This is a genomic window from Clostridium magnum DSM 2767 (assembly GCF_001623875.1).
Lineage (GTDB): Bacteria > Bacillota > Clostridia > Clostridiales > Clostridiaceae > Clostridium_AM > Clostridium_AM magnum.
This window is the reverse complement of record NZ_LWAE01000001.1, coordinates 738,125-755,460: the sequence shown is the minus strand read 5'-3', so window position 1 is coordinate 755,460 and position 17,336 is coordinate 738,125. Positions and strand designations below refer to the sequence as shown.

Here is a 17,336-nt window from a genome sequence, read left to right as displayed (position 1 = left end):
AACTCCTTCTGAGTGAAACATCATTTAAACACTTATATCACTGGTCCTATAAAATTCTCTAATATCTTGCTTATTTGTGAACTATCGGTGATTAAATTATTTAAATTTATATCTAATCCATATCCATCACTTAATCTTTTATATGGATTTAATGTATTTTTCGAATGAATATGCCATATATAGTTATAATTTGGCAGCAACTCATGTTTAAGATAAAAAAATGGAATATGCCCAGCAGGTATTGTATACTTATTTTTATTTAGCCTATACTTCATCTCTTTCTTTGAATATATTAATGTGTAAAGAGGAGGATAGAGGTAAGAAATCTTTAATAAATTATTTTCAACCGAATTATATATATATCCATTTTGATTTACCAATACTTTTGTATCTTTTTTTGGAATAAAATCATACAATTGCTGTACATAAGACTTATGGCACATATCATCACAATCTATTCTTGTAAGATATATATAATCATAATCATCAATATTTTCCATAGCTTTGTGTTTAAATTCATTGTTTTTCACAAAGTGTATATTATTAGGAAGCTTATCATAACGGCTTAAAGCATTCTTTATAATATCTTCTGTACATCCTTCATACTTTATTAAATATATAAAATCTTGATTGGTCTGTATCTTAAAACTTTGCAATGTATATTCCATAAATAATTCCATTCTATAGTCAATCCATTCTTTTGTTAGTATCTCTTTTCTATTAGGTACAACTCCTACAATATTAAAATTACTGTTGATAACAATCTTATTTCTTACCAAGTAAATACGCCCTCCCATCATAATTAAATATATTTAAATTATTTATGCTTCATATCTGTCTTTAGATAAAACCAGCTTTACGTCCATCCTCTAATAGATGCTTCATTTCTGCTAATCCTATCTTACGAAGTTTCTGATTAAAAATACTCCGTCCACCATGCTTCCTAATAGCACATAATGTATCTACTATATATGCACAGTTTCCTTTCTGTAGAAGAGTAAGCCACATTGCCATATCTGGAATACACTGATATTGTCTTCCCATAAAAACCCCATAACCTTCAATATCTTTTTTTCTAAAAAGTACTGCTGTAGGTTCACCAATAAAATTACGCCTTGTACGCAGCATGCGTGCTCCTATCTCCTTACCATCATACACACTATTTTTATTAGTAATTGTCACCGTCACTTCGTTATCTGGTAATACTCTACCTTTACTATCTATTAAGTTTCTATGAGATGTAACTAACATGATATCCTTATCCTTAAGGTATTCCACCATTAACTCTACCTTTTTAGGATAAAATATATCGTCATCATTCAAATAATTTATATATTCTCCACTTGCCAAACTAAGGCACTTGTTTGAATTTTTTGCGCCATAGTTTCCTAGTGGGCCTCCGTTATTATAATATTTCACAGATTTATACTTTTCTAAGTACGGTTGTATCATCTTTTTAACTTCATCATTAGTGCTATCATCACATATTATTATCTCTATATTCTTATAGGTTTGCTGAAGTGCGCTATTTAAAGCTATTTGAATAAAATCAGGTCGATTATAAGAAGAAATTAGTATGCTGACCAAAGGATATTTCTCGTTATCTAAGTCCACTTTTATCACTCCTTAGTTTTGAAACTTTATCTATATCAACGTTCACAAAATTTCATACTCTCTTACTATCTTCTAGTTGATAGAGTAGCACCATTTGATTCTACATCTAAGTAATCATCATAAACTCTAATACATTTTATGCATAATTCGCCTTTACTGTGAAACTTTTTAATTCAAATACAAAAGATCCTTCACCTAATGAAGGATCTTCTGTATGATGATCTATATTATAAATTTTTTATGAATTTCCTCATCTTTTTAATTCATTTTCTCCGATAAATCCTGCTTTGCATCCGTCCTCTAAAAGGTATCGTATTTCTTTTTTCCCTAATATACCTATTTGCCTATTTGAAGTTTTTTGTTGTCTATGAATTCGAAAACTACTTAGAATTTCTGGAATATATACAAATTTACCTTTTAAAAGAAGATCTAACCACATAGCCATATCCACTAGACATTCATATTGTCTTCCCATAAACATCCCAAATCCTTCAATATCCTTTTTTCTAAAAAGTGCTGTAGTAGGTTCACCTATAAAATTAAGTTGTGTTAGTAACATTCTTCTTCCAATCTCTTTACCATCATAAATACGATCTACATTACTTATTGGTTTTGTTGCAGCGATATCTGGTAAAACATTGCCTTTACTGTTTATTCTACTTCTACGAGAAGTTACTAAACTAACACTATCATCTTTTAAATACTTTACCATTTTTTGTATTTTTGCACAATAGAATTTATCATCATCAAAAAGATAGTTTATATACTCACCATTTGCTAAACTTAAACATTTTTTTGAATTTTCAATCCCATATGCACCTAAAGGTTCTCCATTATTAAAATATTTTATATTGCTATATTTTGACAGATAAGGTTCTACCATAGTTTGAACTTGATTATTAGTACTATCATCACATATTATTATCTCAATATTTTTATAAGTTTGTTGCAACGCGCTATTTAAAGCAATTTTTAGAAAGTTTGGTTTGTTATACGCAGGAATTAGTATACTTACTAAAACATCATTTTCTTTGTTAATATCCCCCATCTATCACCCCTCCTATATTAGTATTCTTATTGATAAACTGCACCTTAAATTTACTATTATATTGATCTGATGGTCTTATAAATAATTTCCATACTCCTTCAAAAATATCTTTCTTTCCTCTTCATAATTTCCTTTATTTTGAACAGTAGTGCTCCAATCATGTTCACACCAAGGATCAGTCTGTTTTGGTATTCCAACTTTATATCCTGCTTTTTTAAACTCCATACATTGGGATATATCATAAAAATGCCATTTTTTAAAAACATCTTCCCTCCACGCCACATCGTATTGTGTGATCATAATAAGTCCATCTATAGCATCTACAATTTTATACTCTCCTTTAACTTCCCACCATCTTAATACACTAAACTTTCCTCTTCGGTTTTGAACAACTTTACCGTACGGCGCACTACTTTTCCACCATATACCAGATTTGGGTAGCCTAGCAGCACCTGCTACACCCAGCATACCAAGTTCAGAATGTTTTTCAAATAGGTCTATAACATCAAATAGGAATCTTTTATTAAGAATACATACATTTTGATGTAAATACACCTTATACTTTGCTTTAGTTTTTTTCATAGCAGAATTATACCCTGAACACATACTTTCTGTATTTCTTATAGAAATAATCTCAATATCATAATCATCAGGTACATCAAGTTTGTTGATATGCCCTAAAGCTTTATTATATTCATTTTCATTATTTACACAGAATATGAAACATATCTTTTTTTCTTCAGATATTGTATCCATTTTTAACTCCTTCTAACTTAAAATATTATATAAATACATATAATTTTTATATAATATTTTATGCATGACTCTTCTTATTTGCAAATCCAATATTGACGTATATAAAACTACTTTTTACGAGGATTTACTAGTCCAAATTCTCACTTTCTAATTATACCTGCCTTTACACCATCTTCTAAAAGATATTTCAATTCTTTCAATGCCATTTTATGCACTTCACTTTTACGGCCTCTCTGACCTCCATGTATTCTATAACTACTCAGTATTTCTGCAATATATACAAATTTGCCTTTTAGCAAAAGGGTAGCCCATGTTGCCATATCATAATTACATCTATATTTTCTACCCATAAATACACCAGGTTCATCTATATCTTTCTTTCTGAATGACACGGTAGTAGGTTCTCCAATGAAATTTCTTCTTTTTAGAATCATCTTACGTGCAATTTCTTTTCCATCATATATTTTATCAATAGTGCTTATTGGTCTAGTATGTGAAGCATCAGGCAGTACATTACCATCTTTGTCAATTAAGCTTCTTCTTGATGTAACTATGGTAATTTCTTCATTTTTTAAAAACTCAACCATTCTTTCTATTTTCTTTGGGTAAAAAACGTCATCGTCATGCAGAAAATTTACATATTCACCAGAAGCCAAGTTAAAGCATCTGTTATGATTCATTCTAGGTTGCCTTCCTACTGTTTCTGCATTATTAAAATATTTTAAATTGCTGTACACTGCTAAATAAGGCTGAATCATATTCTTTACTTCATAGTTTGTACTATCATCACAAATTATGATTTCTAAATTTTTATAAGTCTGATTTAACGCACTCTCCAAGGCAATTTTGAGAAAATGTGGTCTATTATACGCTGGTATTAGAACACTAACAAGGGGATCGTTATTATCTAAATTCATCTATCTTACACCTTTCTTTATATTTTTTAATTTTTCTCACTTATCATAAATATACTTAAAAAATCTTATATATTGCATATCATATATTTTAATTCATTATATTCTTACAGTCATAAAATATGTCAAAGTTAGCTAAAGAACCGGGTATAATTCCAACTATGCTAATTTAATATTTTTAGATATGTCCACTAGCTTATTAATAACAGTATCATCAACGATGGAAGAATAGATTAAATCTAAATTAGCTCTAATAATATCTTTTGGCCAATTCCACCAATGGATTTTTTCAAGTACTGATATAATATTATTATCAAATCTCTTTTTAATTACTCTTGCCGGAACACCAACTATAATTGAATATGGCTCCACGTCTTTAGTCACAACAGAGCCAGCACCTATTATGGCACCATTTCCTATTTTAACACCTCGTAAAATAACAACATTTGATGCTATCCAAACATCATTTCCAATAACACACGGTTCTAAATATTCCTCATGATTATTATTAATTAACTTGCCAGTATCCATCCTATGGTATCTCGTTAATCGACTCGTTGTTACCTTGTTATAATCATGATTAGCTCCCCCTATAGATACATTCCAACTTATGGAACAGAAACTCCCAATGTCGGCATAAAGTATGCTTGTGCCTAACCCTGTATAAGTATAACTACCGATTTTTGATCGAACAATCCAATTTCTACGGTTAATTTCTGAATTACTTTCTAAATGGCTTTCTGCAACAATTGCTGAATCTCCAATTGATACATAATCACCTAAACTGCTATTTTTAACCTCTGCATTTTTATAAATTCTTAAATCATTCCCTAATATATTATTTATCAAAACTGCATCTGAAGAAATATAATTATTTTTATTCATACATTTAACCTCTTCACTCATTGTATTTTATGACTTAAATATTTAAACAGAGACTCAATAATATCTTTCATATCATATTGAGGTTTCCACTTTGTATCCATGTAAAATAAACTAGAATCCATTCCAACATCTAAATAAATATCTTTTTCTTCAATTTGAATTTTTACTGATTCTTCTAGATAACTTTTTCCAACCTCTGCAACAAGATTTGCGATCTCAATTATACTATATTGACTATTTATTCCCAAATTATAAACTTCTTTCCATTCTTTTGGATTTACTGAAAGAAGTGCAATAATACCAGCTGCGGCATCACGAACATCCATATAGCTAAAGACTTGTTTCCCACCAATTATTTTAATTGGCTGTCCTTTTAATGCATATTCCACAAATTTATATGGTACACGATCACTCAATTCATTTCCAATTAAAGAGTTTAGTCTAATATTTGTTGTTACTATTTTATTCTTACTAATATTTCTAATATTGCTGGCTAATAACTCTGCTGTATACTTTGATAGTGCATAAAGTGAATCCGGTGATAATGGTGTTTTTTCTGTCCATAAAGGCTTATTTAATTGACCGTACACACTTCGCGAAGAAATGTTTATTATTGAAGGAACTTTATTTTCCAATGCTTCTATGAATACTTGATTTGTAAAATTTAAGCTAGTAACTAGTTCCAAAGCATTTGATGATCTAGTAAACCTACAGTGAATTATAGTATCAATTATACTCCAGGGAATTTTTCCACTTTTCATATCACCTATATCAAAGCAAGATGACTGTTTTATACAAGGTAATCTTGCCATAACCTTTTCTTTATTTGAAGTTAGCACAAAAATTTGATAATCTGTTTTTTCTGATAATTGTCTTATTAATTCCCCGCCTAAAAACCCCCCTGCTCCAGTTACTAAAACTCCTTGTCCGCTTTTATTTATTTTCTCTCCTTTTATTTCAATTTGCTTCATAAATCATCTTCCTTTTCTTTTAATTAAACAGATCTTTAGTATCAAATGTTTCCAAAAGCATATTTTCACCATCTTCTGAATAGACTTTGATAGTATTATATATCTTATCTATAACCTTAGCTAATTCATCCTTGTTTTCAGCAACGATTAACACCCGAATAATAACTTGCTTAAGTGTGCCAATATCCGATTCTTGGATAACATCCCCTTCATTATATGCTGGCACAACATCTATTACTTCTTCTAATGAATATACTTCATCAACACCAAGAATTCTACCAACTTTTCCTGGTTTCGCTAAAAACGTTATATTACATCCACACTCTTTAAAATTAGGATTAACAAGTGGTTTAATAGAAATTTTATTCATAGATTCCGCTAATGCATAATTTATCATCATCTCTAAAGGATTAATACCACTTATTTGTCGTATAATCTTATATTCCAATGATCCTGTCAATCGAAAACCCATTTCATAGAATATACATTTTCCATCCTCTACAAAAGATTGAATAAACATCATCCCGTTTTGAATATCAATAGATTTAAACATTTCTATCACTTTATGATTAAGAGATTCTTGATAAGATTTTAAATGCTTTGAAGGAAAAATATATGCTACAGGTAATGGTATAATTCCACCTTGTTTATTTTTTGTATACCTATCTGCCATAGCACTAAGATATATCTCTCCATCTTGAATTATATAAAAAATAGTAACTTCCTTAGCGGTCATATATCGTTCTATAATAACCTGCTTGCTTGATGAAAATGATAAGGCTTTTTCATAATTTATCTTTAAATCCTCTGCATTTTCACAAATATGAATTCCTCTAGCCCCACTATTGTCAATAGGCTTTACGAGCACAGGAAATTTAATATTTTTTATATCCTCTACTTTAAATGGATAATTAATTTTATACTCTTCAACTACTGGGACACCAAATTTATTGCAAAGTTTTTTAAACTTTACTTTGTTAGTAGTTATTTCAATTTGTGCTTTAGTAGCATAGCAAGGTAAATCTGTTTTTTCGCAAATTTCTTGATAGTACGGAAGCATTGAATCTATGAATCCGGTTAAAATTCCATTAATTTTTTCTTTTTTTATTAAGTTTACAACACCATCTACATCAGTAGTACTCACCATAAAACTTTTATCTGCAATTTTTTTGCCTGGAGAATCTTCTAAATAATCTGTTACTATTATATATGCTCCTTTTTCCTTTGCCTGTCTTATTATTTCACAAGATAATGTTGTTCCTCCTAAAATTAGTAATTTTTTACCTTTTAAATTCAATACAATCCCTTCCTTTCACACATCAAAGCTAATTCATGATATTTATTACTAATCCAATTTATAATTCTATTGATTATTGTAATAAATATATTTGCTTTATCCCTAGTTATATTCTAATAAAGACTTTATAATAGTTTTCATATCTTTTAACTCATACCTCTGATCACATGGTAATGGCAAAATATTTGCTGCATAATCATATTCTATGCTACCTTCTGGTGTATCACTTAAAACATTTGGCCAAAGTGTTGGTATATATATTTTCTTCTTAGTCATTTCCTTTCTAACTTCCATTCCATTATTTACATGAAATGGATATGCAAATGCACCATCTGGAGTAATAAATTTCAATTTATTATATACACCAAGTTTACTATCTAAATAGGAATAGTTTTCGTTTCTAATTTGGCGAACTCTTTCATAATCAATCGCACCAAGAATATTATGTGTTAGTTTTGACATATACTTCAGTGGCTGACTCTTGAAAGATTCATCATTATTCTGAAAATCAATGTAGTATTCTGAAGCTATATCTTCATAACGTCCTAAAATATGAGCCATACGTTCTTTAGAAACATCAACTGTTAACTTTTTTTTAATCCTATCATTTGTTGAAAGATATGCCCCATCAGGTACACCAAAAAACTTTCTGCAAGAATATATCGTATCTATCCCATCTATCGGTTTTTGAAAGAAAGCATGAGTATTGTCTAATATAATCTTCATGAATTGCTCATTAAGATCATAGACTTTCTCATTTGTCAATTTTCCATAATAATTAACAATATATAAATACTCATCTTCAGCAAGATTTTTATTAAATATAGGCATAAATTCAAAATCTATTTTATAATACTCAAAATCATAACCATACATTTTAAGCATATAAACTACTGAGTTACATAGATAATAAGGAATATATAACTTCTTTATATTTTTTGCCTTTAGAAGATATAAAAGAGCATTTCTCCCATTATTCAGTGAAATTAGATCCTTATAATATTCATTACTTATGAGCTGCTCTAATTCAAAGTATCCACCTATTTCTTTCATTTAAATTGCCTCCTATTAGTAACTTATACTATCCTAACACTTTTTTATATCTTCTATAGAATTAAATCCAATATTTGTACAATTTTATTCAACTACAACATTTATCCATAAATTTGAATTATCCATTTTTTCTATCATATCCTCCATTGAAGTGAACTTCATAATCAATATCCCCATTGTTTGATTTGCCCCCCTAAATACAGGGATGTTATCCCCAATTTCATAGTTCAGATGACTCTCAACAATATTGTTCTTTTTAACATCCTCATTAATTCTTATATCTTTTAGAATTCCAGCTTTATAACTATGAATTGCATAATAACTCCAATAGCCTTTTGGATCTACCATTTTAATGTCACTGCAATCCTCTGCCATAGCAGCTTTTATTGCATATTCCACCATATCAACACTGGTTGCATATTTCGTAACCTGTGGTATATAGTTACCTCCATTTCTTGGTCCTATCTCCATTAAATAAACATTTTCGTCTTTATCTATTCGAATATCAAAATTGTAAGCTCCAGTTTTCATGTTGAGTAAATTGAGCAATCTTTGAATTTCTAAATGGATTTTTTCGTGTATTTTTTGGGGCATATTATATGGGAAGCTTGCTGAAATCGGTACAAAGGGATTAAGGCCATTATTGTTAAAGTGATCATTTCCAAAGCATCTAAATACCAATTGACCGTTTAACGAGAAGCCATCCCCGGCTACCTGATATCCAAATTTATCTACAAATTCTTCTATAATAAAACGTTTTGATCTAGAGTATGATAATGCATATTTTATTTGTTTGTCCAAATTATTTATATCTGCCAGCTTACTTACTCCTTTACTGCCAGAAGAATCAACAGGTTTTATAATAACAGGTAATGTAAAGCTTGATATATCCTTTTTTGCTTCTTCAATAGAGCTAAATCCCTTTGCTTTTGGAGTACAAAAGTTATTTTCAGCGAGAAAAGCTCTAAATTTATCTTTGTTAGTAAGTAATTCAACGGACTTATATGGACTAGTTGGCAGTCCTAATTTCTCTGAAACATATGCAGCTGTTGGTGCAGCTGGATCTGAGGCATAGGCAACTATTCCACCTACCTTTTCCTTTTGTGCAACCTCTAATATAGCTTCTTTATCCGTTGTACTCACACAGTAAAATTTATCTGCATAATGCTGTCCTGGATTATCTATTAAATGATCACATAGTACTGTATAATAACCTTGTTTTTTTGCACATTCAATAACGGGTATTTGTTGATTAGATCCCCCTAATAATAGTATTTTTTTCATTTTATCGCCTCTTTGCTATTTTATATTCTTACCCTTTTGTTTTAATTATTCATATAAAACGTTAAGTTCTTCCATATAATAATTTATATAATAATTTATATTATAAATTTTCACGAATTTTCTTATCTACTTATTTTTTATTAATATCCCCCATGGTGGCTCCCTCTACATTTCCATTTTCCTTATTAGGATATAATTATACCCGCTTTTTACCATCTTCTAAAAGATACTTCAATTCCCTTAATCCCATTTGATGTATTTTACTTCTAAGACTTGCCTGACCTTCATGTATTCTAAAGCTACTCAGTATTTCTGCAATATATACAAATTTACCTTTTAGTAAAAGGGTAGCCCACGTTGCCATATCGGAATTACATTGATATTTTCTACTCATAAATACTCCAAGTTGATCTATATTTATATCTTTCTTTCTAAATAGTACAGTTGTGGGTTCTCCAATAAAATTCAAGCTTTTAAGAATCATTCTCCGTGCGATTTCTTTTCCATCGTATACTCTATCTATCGTGCTTATCGGTTTGCTATATGAAACATCAGGTAATACATTCCCATCCTTATCTATTAAACTTCTTCTCGAAGTAACTATCGTAACTCCTTCATCTTTTAAAAACTAAACCATTCTTTCTATTTTCTTTGGGTAAAAAACGTCATCGTCATTTAGAAAATTTACATATTAACCTGAAGCTAGGCTAAAGCATCTTTTACGATTTTCTGCGGTGCCTAGTCGTCATACTGTTTCCACACTGTTGAAATAACTTATTTGCACATACCTTTCCAAGTACGGCTGGAGCATATTTCTTACTTCATAATTTGTACTATCATCACAAATTATGGTCTCTATATTTCTATAAGATTGATGAAGGACACTCTCTAAAGCAATTTTAAGAAAATGTGGTCTATTATATGATGGTATTAGAACACTAACAAGTGGAATATTATTATCTAAATTCATTTTATTCCTACTGCCATAAAATGTGCCAAAAGTATATTATCTTAAATGAAGAATATTTGTTTAATGGCAAAATTAAAAAGTGTAAGCATTTTATCTTACACTTTTAATTTGTACCAAATAAAACTATACTGGTAATATACATAACCTACCTTAGTTAAAGGTAATGTTACTGCGCTATCCGACAATCTGTTTCCTTATGCATCAATTAATATTCTATGGGATATAACAGCAGCTAAACAAAATCATTTTTCCTCTTTCTTATTAAAATTACACCACTTTACAAGAAAATTAACTAACCTCATCTAAATATATTAAGGAATTAATTGCCTCTAAAGCTTCTTGATTAATATTGCTCTTTTGTATCTTTTGCACGAAAGTGCTTAATATTAATTCTTTTGATATTTGGTAAGAGATAGCATTTTTAATTTCTTGAGGACTTTGAAATTTATATTTAGAAAAAGACTTATGAATAAAAGGCAATATTACTACAAAGCTATAGGCGATAGCCAGTAAATTAGTATAATTTTCTATTGCCTTTTTATTTCGTACCATGTAGTTACCAAAAGACCAAAAGAATTTATGTTGATAGAAAAACACTTCTATATTCCATCTGAATTTATATGCAAAAAATGGAATAAGAGTTGGTCTTTCTTTATCAGCTTTACATTCATCTACAGTATAGTTTTTAAAAATTTGTATATCTGATGGCTCTATGGAGCAAATATAAACTCTTACAGATGAGAATTTATCTACATCTGTAGTTGTTACTGTTACTATAACAGGTTCATTAAACAAATTTGTTAAAACCTTTTTAGTTGCAATATAGTAGTCATCCTCTTTAGTGTAGTCAAAATCTCTAATATTAAGTTTTAAACCTTTCTTTCTTGGGCGTCCTCTTTTTCCAGTAGGTTCTGGACATAAATCATATATGCTGGTATCAGAACGGACTGCCCCTATGATAGAAAGATTGGTATAATTTCTGAACATATTTAGAAAAGGTCTTTTAGTGTACCAACTATCGCATAACACTATAACTTGGTAATCTAATAGTAACAGCATAATGTTTTGTATCATCTTACCAGCTATTTCAAGTTTGGTTTCACTCTTATCATAGAGTTTATATCCAACTGGCAATGTAAGGTATTTGATTTTACCACAAAAGAGTATAGGGATGCTTATAACCAATGATACAAAGCAATGTCCATTTAAGAAAGAGGTGCCATCATGCTTTGTATGGTCAAAAAGCTTACCGTAACAATCAAACTTATCTCCAAATTTAGCTTGAAGTGTGTCATCTATAATTAAGAATATAGTTATAGTAGACTTAAGCTCTTCGGGAATAAGTGAGATTGCTATTTTTACTGTTGCAAACATTAAGCTCTCTATCGAGAAGTTTGTATAGGATAAAAAATAATAAAAGCTATTAAGAACTTTATTCCAATACTTTTTGATAAAATTGTCATATAAAAATTTTATAGAACGAACTTCTTGAGTTGAAAGCATAGCAGTAACAAGTAAAATAAATATATGAAAGCTCCGCTTATTGAAGATGGAGCGATATTTACTTAAATAATTTTCTATTGTTTTAATTGTTGATTTTTCGTCAATACTAATCATAGTACTAGATACCTCCTAATCAGTGCTGGTTTGCTCAATATTAGTATTGATAATTAAGAGGTATTTGGTACGTTGTATTTTTTGGTAACTTAAATTACTTGTAAAGTGGTGTTAAAATTATATTTTTCAGGTAATATTGAATCAGGCTTTATATATAAATTCTTGTAATATCTTAACATAAGGATATTTTCCTCATAACCACCAATATTGGGGATATTTTTTTCTAAGCATATTATTTATCATTAAACCGCAAAAATCCATACCACAAGCATCATCAAAAATGTAACCAGCTGAGAAACGAGGATTTACCGCTGAAATGTAGTACTCACCATTTATCAGAAAAGCTTCTACATCCAATGGCCCTGTTAGTCCAAGACAATTTGTTAAATTTTCCACTGTCTTAAATAACTTCTCATCTTTATAAGAACTTCCCTTAATTGTACCCCTAATCGCATTAAGCAGTTTATGATTAAGGACAAATATAATTTTATTTCTCAGCCGCTTTATACACCTTGCTATATTATTGATTTACAAAAGTTCAATGAAAATGTTACTTGCATTATTTCGGAGTTCAAAAATGAATGGGGAAACAACATAGGCTTTGGTTATTCTATAAAAACTAATCATTTGCCTTTTTTACTCCAGTACGCAAAATCCTCTGATTTTTTAGCGGAAACTGTGTAAAGTGATGAGTATTCCTTCGGACTTTCTCAAGGTTTTGACTGTCAAAGTATTATATATAACGGACCTCAAAAAGATGAACAAATGCTTCTTAATACTCTTAATGAAGGTAGCATTGTAAACGTAGATAATTTTCAGGACCTTGAAATCATAAAGAGAAATATTAAATTTTTAAAAAAAGAAAAGTGCAATATTGGTATTCACGTGAATTTTGATTTAGAAAAAATTTGCCCTGGTGAAACTATATCAGGATCTGACGTAAGTAGATTTGGGATTTGCGTGGAAAATGGCGATTTTGAAAGATCTCTAACTCTCCTAAAAAAATTAGGATTAAAAGTGCATGGACTGCATATGCACTATAGTACTAAAACTCGCAGTATTGCAGTTTTTAAGGCTCTAGCTAAGAAAGCTGTTGATTTAATTTTGCAATATAAAATGGCTGACTCATTAACATTTATCGATATTGGTGGCGGTTTTTGGGGAGGAAAGCAGTTGCCATGTAAACCCACTATGAAAGATTACAGCAAAGTGATTTGCGATCAATTAAAGAATGCTGTATCTCCTGATAAAGTTCAATTAATTCTTGAACCTGGTGTATCTATACATGTAACTGCAATTGATTATTTATATCGTGTAATTAATGTTAGGGTTATAAGAGACACAACTATAGTGACAGTGGACGGTTCACTATTGCATAATAGTCCTTATATGACCACTAAGCAGTTTGCGTTTTCAACAAATTGTAACAGTGCTTTAAAAATACCAAAACAAATTATTTGTGGTAGTACCTGCATAGAGAAAGACAGACTTCTTTACTTACAAAATTATAATGAATTTCAGAATGGCGACTTAATAACATTCCATTATGCAGGTAAGTATACTATATGCAAAAATAACTGTTTTATTAATTGTCCACCAAGAATATATATAAAAGATAATGACAAGTATTGTTGTGTGAGGGATATGTCATTAGACTTAATGAGCCAAATTTAATTAGGTGGGGAGCTATGAAGATACTTTTAACTTCAGTTGGGCGACGAAGCTATCTGGTTAAGTATTTTAAGGAAATTATAGGAATTAATGGTGAGGTACATGTTTCCATCAGTAGTGATCTTAATCCTGCATTTCAATGTGCAGATAAATGTGTCATTGCACCGTCAATATACGAAGATAGCTATATTCCGTTTCTAAAAAAATATTGTATTGAAAATCAAATAAACGCAATTATCTCTTTATTTGATATAGACCTTCCAATACTCGCTGCTAATAAGAAGCTATTTGAAGACATAGGACTAAAGGTGATTGTTTCAGATAAGACTGTTATTAATATCTGCAATGATAAATAGAAGACATACCAATTTCTTATCAATAATGGTTTCCATACATCTAAAACCTATATATTACTTGAAACTGCGATCCAAGCCATAAAATCTTGTAAAATTCAATATCCTGTGATGATAAAACCACGTTGGGGTATGGGATCTATTTCAGTGCACGAAGCAGACAATGAATTAGAACTAAGAATATTGTACAACAAGACGAAGCAAAACATTATGAACACTTACCTTTAATATGAATCTAGGGATAGACTTGAATATAGTGTAATAATTCAAGAAAAATTAAAAGGTCAAGAGCATGGCTTAGATGTAATAAATGATTTAAATGGTAATTATCAAAACACCATTGTAAAAATAAAATATACAATGCGGTCTGGTGAAACTGATTGTGCTGAAACTGTTAGCAATTCAGTATTAAAAGATTTAGGTAAATCTATTAGTGAAAAACTTCGTCATATAGCCAATTTAGATATGGATGTGTTCATGGTTGATAAAACTCCTTATATATTAGAAATGAATGCCCGTTTTGGCGGAGGTTATCCATTCAGTCATATAGCAGGTGTAAATTTACCCAAGGCTATTGTGAACTGGCTTCAGAATAAGGATGTTGATAAATCTATACTTACTGAAAAGATAGGCGTTTTTGCTCATAAAGATATAGAAATAGTAAATATGAACAAAATATAAAATTAAAGTAAATATAAAAACCAGGCAAGCTTCTTTTAACCTTAGCCTGATTTCTCTTTTTAAATTTGATTTTTTATTATCTCAACAATCTTTTTTGCTACATTTAATTCCATAGAATAATATATTGGCAAACATAAAATTAGTTTTGATATATATGATGAGTTAGGTACATCCCTCTGTTTTCTTATATAAGATAACTCATGAAGAGAAGGATAAAAATATCTTCTTGGATATATGCCTTCATTATTTAGGTTTTCCTTCACTCTAATTAACACTTCTTCTTCTCTAAATACAACTGGAAAATATCCATAATTTAAAGTTCCATCTTCATTTTTCTTTTGAAAAGTTAGACTATTAGGTAAATTATTCATATAATACTCATATACTTTTTTTCTTCCCTCTAAAATTTTATCTATATCCTCTAACACACAAAGTCCCATGGCTGCTTGAAACTCATTCATTTTTGCATTAATCCCTAAATCTTCAATACATTCTGGGCATTTTATACCGAAATTAATCATAAGTTGAGCTTTATGATAAAGTTCATCATCATTCATTACAAGTGCACCACCCTCTATCGTGTGAAACACCTTAGTGGCATGAAAACTAAGGGTGGATATATCTCCATAATTCAATACACTTTCTCCCTTATATTTTACACCGAATGCATGAGCAGCATCATAAATCACTTTAAGATTAAGATCCTTTGATATTGTGTCTATCTTTTCCACCTCACAGCTGTTACCAAATACGTGAACTGGTACAATTGCAGCGGTGTCTTGATTAATATTAGAAATTATTTTATTGGGATTTATATTAAAGGTTTTTTTATCTATATCTACAAATTTAGGGCTTAGTCCCTCCCATACCTGACTGCTTACAGTAGCAACAAAGGAAAATGGAGTTGTAATTACTTTACCTTTCAAATTTAAAAGTTTATATGCCAACTGTAATGCTAATGTTCCATTAGAAACTAAAACTATATTTTTTATACCTAAGTACTCCTTCAATTGTGTTTGAAGTTTCCGTACCAACTCTCCATTATTAGTAAGCCATCCTGACTTAAATATTTTTTCTACATATTTTTCATATTTTTTTAAATGTGGAAGATAAGTTTTAGTTACATTAATCATATACTAATTGCCTCCAATCAAACAATTTACTCTAAATAGTTCGTAAAGATATTGTCCACGATTCTATACCTTACTTTATTTATATGTAGGTTATTTTTTTTAGTGATTGATCATACTTTATACTTTCCCCATACAGTAACAGTTTGTCTAAAAATTTATATTATGAAATTATAAGAGTATTTCAACATTCAACTTAAAATATATTGAAAACAAGGAGAGAAAATATAAATGAAAGGTATAGTTCTTGCAGGTGGAACAGGTTCTAGACTTTACCCATTAACTAAAGCAACTAATAAGCATTTACTTGCAGTAGGCAAATATCCAATGATATTTCATCCCATAGCTAAATTAAAAGAAGCTGGCATCACTGATATACTCATTGTAACTGGAAAAGAGCATATAGGGTCTTTTGTAAATATTTTAGGTAGTGGGTATGACTTTGGGGTAACGTTTACCTATAAAATTCAAGATCAAGCTGGAGGGATTGCTCAAGCATTATCACTTGCTGAAAATTTTGTTAATGGAGATAAATGTGTAGTTATACTTGGTGATAATATTTTTCAAGATAATATAAATAAATTTGTAAATGATTTTGAAAAACAAGATAATGGTGCTAAAATACTAATCCAAAAAGTTCCTGACCCCCAAAGATATGGTATTGCTGAAATTAATGGGGATAAAATTATAGGTATAGAAGAAAAACCCAAAATACCAAAAAGCAATTTCTGCGTAATTGGTATTTATATGTATGATAATAGAGTCTTTAATATAATTAAAACATTGCAGCCATCTGCCAGAGGAGAACTTGAAATAACAGATGTGAATAATTGGTATATAGTTGATGGTTCTCTTAGTTATGATGTACTAGAAGGCTGGTGGACAGATTCTGGAACTTTCGAATCTTTAGCTTACGTAAATGAATTATCAAAATACGTCAATTTAGATCATATAATTGGTAAAAAATTCAGTTCGTAAAATATTAAGTTTTCTATTAGAACTCTGTCAATAAAAAGTAGCTATTGATGAGACCTCTCATATTTTATATATTAGATAAAAGAATTATTTGATTATATATGTAATTAATAATTC

General features: G+C 29.7%; 18 protein-coding genes and 1 pseudogene. 4 read left to right on the top strand and 15 right to left on the bottom strand.

The window, feature by feature from the left end; all coding sequences use genetic code 11:
• Positions 1–32: 32 nt before the first annotated feature.
• The 14 genes from CLMAG_RS03640 to CLMAG_RS03575 form a co-directional block, all read right to left on the bottom strand.
• A complete protein-coding gene (locus CLMAG_RS03640) occupies positions 33–779 on the bottom strand; it encodes a glycosyltransferase (protein ID WP_066618060.1) in 747 nt (248 codons plus the stop codon).
• 61 nt (positions 780–840) lie between these two features.
• A complete protein-coding gene (locus CLMAG_RS03635; RefSeq protein WP_066618057.1) occupies positions 841–1,614 on the bottom strand; it encodes a glycosyltransferase family 2 protein in 774 nt (257 codons plus the stop codon).
• A gap of 250 nt (positions 1,615–1,864) precedes the next feature.
• Positions 1,865–2,662, bottom strand: coding sequence for a glycosyltransferase family 2 protein (locus CLMAG_RS03630; RefSeq protein WP_066618055.1), 798 nt, complete (start codon positions 2,660–2,662; stop codon positions 1,865–1,867).
• 75 nt (positions 2,663–2,737) lie between these two features.
• The gene (locus CLMAG_RS03625; RefSeq protein ID WP_066618053.1) at positions 2,738–3,418 is read right to left on the bottom strand and encodes a glycosyltransferase family protein; all 681 of its coding nucleotides are present in this window, start codon (positions 3,416–3,418) and stop codon (positions 2,738–2,740) included.
• Positions 3,419–3,558: 140 nt separating this feature from the next.
• On the bottom strand, positions 3,559–4,335 hold the full coding sequence (locus tag CLMAG_RS03620; RefSeq protein WP_066618051.1) for a glycosyltransferase family 2 protein: 777 nt from the start codon (positions 4,333–4,335) through the stop codon (positions 3,559–3,561).
• 156 nt (positions 4,336–4,491) lie between these two features.
• Positions 4,492–5,217 carry a CatB-related O-acetyltransferase gene (locus CLMAG_RS34150; RefSeq protein ID WP_066618048.1) on the bottom strand — a complete coding sequence of 242 codons (726 nt, stop codon included), beginning with the start codon at positions 5,215–5,217 and terminating at the stop codon, positions 4,492–4,494.
• Between the two features lie 17 nt (positions 5,218–5,234).
• On the bottom strand, positions 5,235–6,188 hold the full coding sequence (locus CLMAG_RS03610; protein WP_066618046.1) for an NAD-dependent epimerase/dehydratase family protein: 954 nt from the start codon (positions 6,186–6,188) through the stop codon (positions 5,235–5,237).
• A 19-nt stretch (positions 6,189–6,207) separates the two neighbouring features.
• Positions 6,208–7,485 (bottom strand): ATP-binding protein, encoded by a 1,278-nt coding sequence (locus tag CLMAG_RS03605; RefSeq protein WP_082831783.1) that lies wholly within the window; start codon positions 7,483–7,485, stop codon positions 6,208–6,210.
• A gap of 102 nt (positions 7,486–7,587) precedes the next feature.
• A complete protein-coding gene (locus CLMAG_RS03600; RefSeq protein ID WP_066618029.1) occupies positions 7,588–8,538 on the bottom strand; it encodes a hypothetical protein in 951 nt (316 codons plus the stop codon).
• Between the two features lie 84 nt (positions 8,539–8,622).
• Positions 8,623–9,822: an ATP-grasp domain-containing protein gene (locus CLMAG_RS03595; protein ID WP_066618026.1), complete on the bottom strand. Its 1,200-nt coding sequence runs from the start codon at positions 9,820–9,822 to the stop codon at positions 8,623–8,625.
• Positions 9,823–10,018: 196 nt separating this feature from the next.
• The gene (locus CLMAG_RS03590) at positions 10,019–10,306 is read right to left on the bottom strand and encodes a hypothetical protein (protein WP_066618023.1); all 288 of its coding nucleotides are present in this window, start codon (positions 10,304–10,306) and stop codon (positions 10,019–10,021) included.
• Between the two features lie 261 nt (positions 10,307–10,567).
• Complete coding sequence (locus tag CLMAG_RS03585; protein WP_066618020.1) at positions 10,568–10,792, bottom strand: glycosyltransferase; 225 nt, start codon at positions 10,790–10,792, stop codon at positions 10,568–10,570.
• 288 nt (positions 10,793–11,080) lie between these two features.
• The gene (locus CLMAG_RS03580; RefSeq protein ID WP_082831782.1) at positions 11,081–12,409 is read right to left on the bottom strand and encodes an IS701 family transposase; all 1,329 of its coding nucleotides are present in this window, start codon (positions 12,407–12,409) and stop codon (positions 11,081–11,083) included.
• Positions 12,410–12,601: 192 nt separating this feature from the next.
• Positions 12,602–12,805, bottom strand: a complete 204-nt coding sequence (locus tag CLMAG_RS03575) for a hypothetical protein (RefSeq protein ID WP_066618018.1) — start codon at positions 12,803–12,805, stop codon at positions 12,602–12,604.
• A gap of 315 nt (positions 12,806–13,120) precedes the next feature.
• On the opposite strand from CLMAG_RS03575, the pseudogene CLMAG_RS34615 reads away from it, so the two are divergent.
• From CLMAG_RS34615 to CLMAG_RS33445, 3 genes and pseudogenes are all read left to right on the top strand, one after another.
• Positions 13,121–14,083, top strand: a pseudogene (locus CLMAG_RS34615) (type III PLP-dependent enzyme domain-containing protein); the annotation flags it as partial.
• Positions 14,084–14,097: 14 nt separating this feature from the next.
• Entirely contained in the window at positions 14,098–14,436 is a 339-nt protein-coding gene (locus tag CLMAG_RS33450) for an ATP-grasp domain-containing protein (protein WP_242872922.1), read from the top strand.
• 258 nt (positions 14,437–14,694) lie between these two features.
• Positions 14,695–15,114: an ATP-grasp domain-containing protein gene (locus CLMAG_RS33445; protein ID WP_341420075.1), complete on the top strand. Its 420-nt coding sequence runs from the start codon at positions 14,695–14,697 to the stop codon at positions 15,112–15,114.
• A gap of 59 nt (positions 15,115–15,173) precedes the next feature.
• Here CLMAG_RS33445 and CLMAG_RS03560 read toward each other — a convergent pair whose 3' ends face one another.
• Positions 15,174–16,247, bottom strand: coding sequence for a DegT/DnrJ/EryC1/StrS aminotransferase family protein (locus CLMAG_RS03560; RefSeq protein ID WP_066618013.1), 1,074 nt, complete (start codon positions 16,245–16,247; stop codon positions 15,174–15,176).
• Positions 16,248–16,475: 228 nt separating this feature from the next.
• Between CLMAG_RS03560 and CLMAG_RS03555 the strand changes: the two genes are divergently transcribed.
• Entirely contained in the window at positions 16,476–17,222 is a 747-nt protein-coding gene (locus CLMAG_RS03555; protein ID WP_066618011.1) for a sugar phosphate nucleotidyltransferase, read from the top strand.
• Positions 17,223–17,336: the final 114 nt, after the last annotated feature.

Coding starts and splice junctions, on each gene's coding strand:
- CLMAG_RS03560 (WP_066618013.1), bottom strand. CDS start 16,247: ATGATTAATGTAACTAAAACTTATCTTCCACATTTAAAAAAATATGAA.
- CLMAG_RS03590 (WP_066618023.1), bottom strand. CDS start 10,306: ATGATTCTTAAAAGCTTGAATTTTATTGGAGAACCCACAACTGTACTA.
- CLMAG_RS03610 (WP_066618046.1), bottom strand. CDS start 6,188: ATGAAGCAAATTGAAATAAAAGGAGAGAAAATAAATAAAAGCGGACAA.
- CLMAG_RS03585 (WP_066618020.1), bottom strand. CDS start 10,792: ATGAATTTAGATAATAATATTCCACTTGTTAGTGTTCTAATACCATCA.
- CLMAG_RS03555 (WP_066618011.1), top strand. CDS start 16,476: ATGAAAGGTATAGTTCTTGCAGGTGGAACAGGTTCTAGACTTTACCCA.
- CLMAG_RS33450 (WP_242872922.1), top strand. CDS start 14,098: ATGAAGATACTTTTAACTTCAGTTGGGCGACGAAGCTATCTGGTTAAG.
- CLMAG_RS03625 (WP_066618053.1), bottom strand. CDS start 3,418: ATGGATACAATATCTGAAGAAAAAAAGATATGTTTCATATTCTGTGTA.
- CLMAG_RS03630 (WP_066618055.1), bottom strand. CDS start 2,662: ATGGGGGATATTAACAAAGAAAATGATGTTTTAGTAAGTATACTAATT.
- CLMAG_RS34150 (WP_066618048.1), bottom strand. CDS start 5,217: ATGAATAAAAATAATTATATTTCTTCAGATGCAGTTTTGATAAATAAT.
- CLMAG_RS03620 (WP_066618051.1), bottom strand. CDS start 4,335: ATGAATTTAGATAATAACGATCCCCTTGTTAGTGTTCTAATACCAGCG.
- CLMAG_RS03580 (WP_082831782.1), bottom strand. CDS start 12,409: ATGATTAGTATTGACGAAAAATCAACAATTAAAACAATAGAAAATTAT.
- CLMAG_RS03600 (WP_066618029.1), bottom strand. CDS start 8,538: ATGAAAGAAATAGGTGGATACTTTGAATTAGAGCAGCTCATAAGTAAT.
- CLMAG_RS03595 (WP_066618026.1), bottom strand. CDS start 9,822: ATGAAAAAAATACTATTATTAGGGGGATCTAATCAACAAATACCCGTT.